The sequence below is a fragment of the Massilia glaciei genome (genome assembly GCF_003011895.2).
Classification (GTDB): domain Bacteria; phylum Pseudomonadota; class Gammaproteobacteria; order Burkholderiales; family Burkholderiaceae_D; genus Telluria_A; species Telluria_A glaciei.
On the sequence record NZ_PXWF02000335.1, the window covers coordinates 1 to 2,339 of the forward strand.

The following is a 2,339-nucleotide window of genomic DNA, read 5'->3' on the forward strand; positions in this document are numbered from 1 at the left end:
ATCGTCAGGTCGGTGTTGTCGAAGCCGGTGACCGCTTCGCTGAACGTGATCGTCACGAGCGAGGTTTCGCCAACCGACAGGGCGGTATCGGCCATGACGATGGTCGCCGTCGGACGCGCCGTGTCGATCGTATAGTTGTTCGACGTGGTGCTGTCCGCGCCGGCGTTACCGACCAAGTCGGCCACGCCGCTATTGGCCAGGGTGATCGCGTTGGTGCTCGCCGTCAGGCCGGCCGTTGGCGTGAACGTTGCGGTCCAGGTGATGCCGTTGGAGCTGCCAACAGTACTGAGGGTGCCGTTCGAAACCGTCAGATCGGCATTGAAGAAGCCGGTGACCGCCTCCGAGAACGTGATCGTCACGAGCGAGGTTTCGCCGACTGCCAGCGCGTTGTCGGCAACGACGATGGTGGCCGTGGGACGCAGGGTATCGATCGAGTAGGTGTTCGAATCGGTCGTGCCGGTGCCCGTGTTGCCGCTTAAGTCCAGCACGCCAGCATTATTGAGCCTGACCACATTGCCGGCAGCTTGCGTGTTGGTGTTTGGCGTCAACAAGCCGGTGTACGTAATGCCGCCATTGCTCGAAGTGAGCCCGGTGATGACGCCGTTGCCAACCACAAGGTCGGCCTCGGTGAAGCCACTGACAGCTTCCGAGAAGGTGACGGTCAGCTGGGTCGAGCCGCCGGCTGTCAGGGACGTGTTTGAAACGACCAGGGTGGCCGTCGGACGCGCGGTGTCGATGGTGTAGTTGGGCGACGTGGAGGTGCCCACGCCTGGGTTGCCGGCCAGGTCGGCGAAGCCGGTGTTGGCCAGCGTGATCAGGTTGCTGGTGTTGGTGAAGTTGGCAATCGGCGTGAACGTTGCCGTCCAGGTGGTGCCGCCGTCGCCCGAGACGACGGTGCCGAGCGTGCCGTTGCTCACCGTGAGGTCGGCGTTGGTGAAGCCGGTGACCGGCTCCGAGAACGTGAACGTGACGAGCGTGGTTTCGCCGACCGTGAGGGCGGTGTCGGCGAAGGCGACGGCCACGGTCGGACGCGCCGTGTCGATCGTGTAGTTGGTCGAGGCGGTGGTGCCTGCGCCAGCGTTGCCTGAAAGGTCGGCCACGCCGCTGTTCGCCAGCGTGATCGCGTTGGTGGCGCCGGTGAAACCTGCCGTCGGCGTGAACGTCGCGGTCCAGGTGATCCCGCCGTCGGCCGAGCTGACCGCGCCCAGGGTGCCGTTGGTGATCGTCAGGTCGGTGTTGTCGAAGCCGGTAACTGCTTCGCTGAATGTGATCGTCACGAGCGAGGTTTCGCCAACCGACAGGGCGGTATCGGCCATGACGATGGTCGCCGTCGGACGCGCCATGTCGATCGTGAAGTTGGCCGAGGCGGTGGTGCCGGCGCCTGCGTTGCCTGCAAGGTCGGCCACGCCGGTGTTCGCCAGCGTGATCGCGTTGGTGGCGCCGGTGAAGCCTGCCGTTGGCGTGAACGTTGCGGTCCAGGTGATGCCGCCGTCGGCCCAGCTGACCGGGCTGAGCGTACCGTTGGCGATAGTCAGGTCGGTGTTGTCAAAGCCGGCAACTGCTTCGCTGAACGTGATCGTCACGAGCGAGGTTTCGTCAACCGACAGGGCGGTATCGGCCATGACGATGGTCGCCGTCGGACGAGAAGTGTCGATCGTGTAGTTGGCCGAGGCGGTGGTGCCGGCGCCAGCGTTGCCTGGAAGGTCGGCCACGCCGCTGTTCGCCAGCGTGATCGCGTTGGTGGCGCCGGTGAAGCCCGCCGTTGGTGTGAACGTTGCGGTCCAGGTGATGCCGCCGTCAGCCGAGCTGACCGCGCTGAGCGTGCCGTTGGTGATCGTCAGGTCGGTGTCGTCGAAGCCTGTCACGGCTTCGCTGAACGCGATCGTCACGAGCGATGTTTCGCCGATCGACAAGGCGGTGTCGGCCATGACGATGGTCGCCGTCGGACGCGCCGTGTCGATCGTGTAGTTGGCCGAGGCGGTGGTGCCGGCGCCAGGGTTGCCTGCAAGGTCGGCCACGCCGCTGTTCGCCAGCGTGATCGCGTTGGTGGCGCCGGTGAAACCCGCCGTTGGTGTGAACGTTGCGGTCCATGTGATGCCGCCGTCGGCCGAGCTGACCGCGCTCAGGGTGCCGTTGGCGACCGTCAGGTCAGCGTTTTCGAAGCCTGTCACGGCTTCGCTGAACGCGATCGTCACGAGTGAGGTTTCGCCGATCGACAAGGCGGTATCGGCCATGACGATGGTCGCCGTCGGACGAGCAGTGTCGATCGTGTAGTTGGCAGAGGCGGTGGTGCCGGCGCCTGCGTTGCCCGCCAAATCCGCAATGCCGGTGTTCGCCAG

1 protein-coding gene is annotated in these 2,339 nt (G+C 65.3%); it reads right to left on the minus strand.

Annotation, left to right across the window (positions count from 1 at the left end; all coding sequences use genetic code 11):
- On the minus strand, positions 1-2,315 hold a 2,315-nt coding region (locus C7C56_RS26560), incomplete at its 3' end, for an Ig-like domain-containing protein (RefSeq protein ID WP_229459017.1).
- Positions 2,316-2,339 lie beyond the last annotated feature (24 nt).